We start from the raw sequence: 3,603 nt of genomic DNA, 5'->3' as shown, positions 1-3,603 counted from the left end.
GTGTGCGTGTCCGCCGGGTCGGCCTGCCACCGGGGCAGGCCCAGCCATGTGTTTGCAGCCATGGGCCTGCCCAAGAATGAGATGGACGGGGCCTTCCGGGTGTCCTTCTCCCCCGACAGCACCCGTGAGGACGTGGACGGCCTGCGGGACGCCCTGGTCAAGGCCCGGGACAGCCTGTTTCCCACCCTGTCTTAATGCTCACACGCCATAAAGTGACACTAAGACAGCCACCCTATATTGGAAGCAGTGTGCTAAAGCAAATTGTAATGGCAGTGATAGCAAAGCCAGCCGAGCCAGTCAGCCCTCAGGATGAACGGCGCATATGCGCCGCCGTTAACAGCCCGCCCGTCCTGCTTTTGTGGTAATTAAGGGAACGACAGACTAAAGTATGTTGTTCCCGCCCTTTATGGAGCAAAAACGGCTGAACTATTTACATTTTTATGTCTTTTAATATATAGAGAACGACAAATCAGAAATTTTAGGGGAGAAAATGTGGTATTGTCTATCTTGTTTAATGGGGTTTTTGTTAAGCGGAGCTTGCTATGGGAGCAGTCTTTTTTTTACAGCAGTTCTGCATTAAGAAGACAATATGCTGGCTGCAGAGGATGAGCATGGTGGTTATATCCATCATTCCAACTATCATCATTGGCATTTGCTTTTGCTCTCACCCATTTCATTTCAGTTCAGTTTTTAATTGGAAATTGTGGTTATTTGCAATTGCAACTGTAATAGCGACGAGCCTTATCATTTTGTTCAAACATGAACGACATGAGGACGTACCTTTAGCACCTTTATGCCTAGAAGCTGCATGTATGGAAATACCTCAAAGAGTGATGATGCAGACATTTGTTTGTGGTATTTTATCAATACAGAAATTGAACACTTTATGGAGTATTTTTATAACGGCATTAATCTGGTGTGCGGAAATCCTGGTTCAAGCATTTGTTTGCAAACAAATGAATTTCAAACATTTATTTTTAGATGTGTTTGCTTCCTTTGTTTTCTCAATGGGCATAGGATATGTATTTTATTCTTCAAAATGCTTTGTTATTCCGATGCTGGCGCATGCTGCTGAACGATTTGTTACGAGGAAGTATCTGACAAAATAACAAATTTGCAACATGTTCATACACTATGGTGCGCAAGAAATTCTTTCTTATCCAGAGACGATTTTAATAAGACGGGGGATGTCTATTTCACTTGAGCCGTGTGCCGCGGCGGAAGGCGGGATGATGATGAAGGTTACGGTTCTGATGGAAAACACCGCTCCCAGCGGTCTTATCCACGAGCACGGCTTGTCCCTGCACCTCTCCTATGAAGGGCACAGCGTGCTGCTGGACGCCGGCTCCTCCGGCCGCTTTGCCGAGAATGCCGCCGCTCTGGGGGTGGACCTGTCCGCCGTGGAGAAAGCCGCGCTCTCCCACGGCCACTGGGACCACGCCGACGGCCTGGCTGCCTTCTTCGCCTGCAACACCGCTGCGCCGGTGTACGCCCGACCCGCCGCCCTGCTGCCCCGGTACCGGGAGCGGGATGGCGGCTACAACGGGATAAACCCGGTCCTCATTGAGCGGTTCCGCAGCCGCTTTGACCTGGCCGGCGGCCCCCGGGAGCTGCTGCCCGGCCTCCACCTCATCCCCGACCGCGTGGACCACGAGCAGTCCTTGGCAGCGGAGACGGACAAGGGCCTGGTGGTGATGAACTCCTGCTGCCACGCCGGGGCCGGATATATTGTAAAAGATATTCTCGCCCGCTTCCCCGGAGAGCGGGTATACGCCATTGTGGGCGGGTTCCACCTGATGGGACATGGCGGCGTCTCCACTCTGGGGGTGGCCCCCGGCATTGTCCGCAATCTGGCCCACTGGCTCGTTGATGAGCTGGGGGTGGAGCGGGTATACACCGGCCACTGCACTGGCGCCCCCGCCTTCGCCCTTCTCCAGGAGGAACTGGGGGAAACGCTGTCGCCCCTCCGGACTGGCCTGACGCTGGAATTCTGATTCACACCATCTGCCGCCGCGGCAGGGACGGAGCTTCCGCCTCTGCCGCGGCGGTCTTTTTCCCTTTTTCGCTGAATCTTAGCAATCCTCCCTTTCCTCTGCTTTTCCCGTTCCCGATTTTTTCTGTTCACAAATCATTTACAACCAACCTATTGACAACACGGGGGGATGGTGGTACATTTACGTTAGCACTCAGGAAGTATGAGTGCTAAAACAGGAGAGGAGGACGCACGATGGAACTGACAGACCGAAAGAAACGTATTCTGCGGGCTATCATTGAAAACTATATTGAATCGGCGGAGCCGATTGGCTCCAAGACCATCGCCGAGTCCTCCGGACTTGACGTCTCCTCCGCCACCGTCCGCAACGAGATGGCTGACCTGGAGGCCATGGGCTACCTGGAGCAGCCCCACACCTCCGCCGGGCGGATTCCCTCCCCCAAGGGCTACCGGCTCTATGTCAACGAGCTTATGGGCGACTACCGCCTCTCCCTTCAGGAGACCCAGCGGATCAACCAGGCGCTGCACATGAAGATGCAGGAGTTGGACCGGGTCATCGACCAGGCGGGACGGATCGTCTCCCAGCTGACTCAGTACCCCGCCTTTGCCCTCTCCTCCGTTATGGAGCGGGTGACCATCAAACGGTTTGACCTGCTGATGGTGGAGCGGAGCGCCTTTATTATTGTGGTGATGACAGACACCAATGTGGTCCGCAACCGGCTGGTACGTCTGCCCACCGATCTGAGCGAGCCCCAGCTCCAGCTGCTCAACACCCTGCTCAACACCACCTTTACCGGCCTCACCCTGGAGGAAATCACCCCCGAGCTGATGCGGGTGGCGCAGCACGCCGCCGGCGACTCCTACGGCCTTATCAGCCTGGTGGTCTCCTTCGCCATCGAGGTCCTGGAGGAGCTGGAGCACCGGAAGGTGCACACGGCGGGCATCGCCCATCTCCTCGAGCACCCCGAATACCGCAGCCTGGAGAAGGCCCAGTCCCTGATGAGCTATCTCTCTGAGGACAGCGATCCCAGCCGCTTCCCTGTCCCCAAGGACAACCCCATGAGCATCCTCATCGGTCCCGAAAACGTGGCTGACGCCCTGAAGGACACCAGCGTGGTGGTCGCCAGTTACGATATCGGCGAAGGGATGCGGGGCGTCATCGGCGTGGTAGGCCCCACCCGTATGGATTACGCAAAAATTACCGCCCGCCTGTCCTATCTGGCCCAGGGCCTGTCCAAGCTGTTCGGACAGGGCGAGCTTCCCCCGGTTGAAGAGAACCATGACGGCAAGAAATAGGAGTGAGCACATAAGCTATGAGTAAAAAGGATAAGGAAAAGGAGCCCGTCTCCCAGCAGGAGACAGCCCAGGCCCCCCAGGAGGAGGCCGTGTCCCAGGCCGGAACGGCTGACGCCCCCGACAGCACAGAGCTGACCGCCGCTCTGGAGGCCACCGAGAAGGCTATGGCCGCCCTGAAGGAGAAGGAGGATCAGTTCCTCCGCCTGGCCGCCGAGTACGACAACTACCGCCGCCGCAGCCAGAAGGAAAAGGAATCGGCATGGAACGACGCCAAGTCGGAGACCGTGCTGGCCTTCCTCCCGGTGTACGACAAT

At 56.2% G+C, this 3,603-nt stretch carries 4 protein-coding genes and 1 pseudogene; all 5 read left to right on the top strand.

What is annotated here, in order from left to right:
- Window positions 1-195, top strand: a pseudogene (locus tag Q0K06_RS13775) (cysteine desulfurase); the annotation flags it as partial.
- Window positions 196-611: 416 nt separating this feature from the next.
- On the top strand, window positions 612-1,109 hold the full coding sequence (locus Q0K06_RS13770) for a hypothetical protein (protein WP_294553707.1): 498 nt from the start codon (window positions 612-614) through the stop codon (window positions 1,107-1,109).
- Window positions 1,110-1,235: 126 nt separating this feature from the next.
- Complete coding sequence (locus Q0K06_RS13765) at window positions 1,236-1,994, top strand: MBL fold metallo-hydrolase (RefSeq protein WP_294553705.1); 759 nt, start codon at window positions 1,236-1,238, stop codon at window positions 1,992-1,994.
- 233 nt (window positions 1,995-2,227) lie between these two features.
- Entirely contained in the window at window positions 2,228-3,289 is a 1,062-nt protein-coding gene (hrcA, locus tag Q0K06_RS13760) for a heat-inducible transcriptional repressor HrcA (protein WP_294553702.1), read from the top strand.
- Between the two features lie 17 nt (window positions 3,290-3,306).
- On the top strand, window positions 3,307-3,603 hold a 297-nt coding region (grpE, locus tag Q0K06_RS13755; protein ID WP_294553700.1), incomplete at its 3' end, for a nucleotide exchange factor GrpE.

It is taken from the genome of uncultured Pseudoflavonifractor sp. (assembly GCF_944387805.1).
In the GTDB taxonomy this organism is placed as follows: domain Bacteria; phylum Bacillota; class Clostridia; order Oscillospirales; family Oscillospiraceae; genus Pseudoflavonifractor.
This window is presented reverse-complemented; position numbering and strand designations above follow the sequence as displayed.

Coding starts and splice junctions, on each gene's coding strand:
- Q0K06_RS13765 (WP_294553705.1), top strand. CDS start 1,236: ATGAAGGTTACGGTTCTGATGGAAAACACCGCTCCCAGCGGTCTTATC.
- Q0K06_RS13770 (WP_294553707.1), top strand. CDS start 612: ATGGTGGTTATATCCATCATTCCAACTATCATCATTGGCATTTGCTTT.
- hrcA (WP_294553702.1), top strand. CDS start 2,228: ATGGAACTGACAGACCGAAAGAAACGTATTCTGCGGGCTATCATTGAA.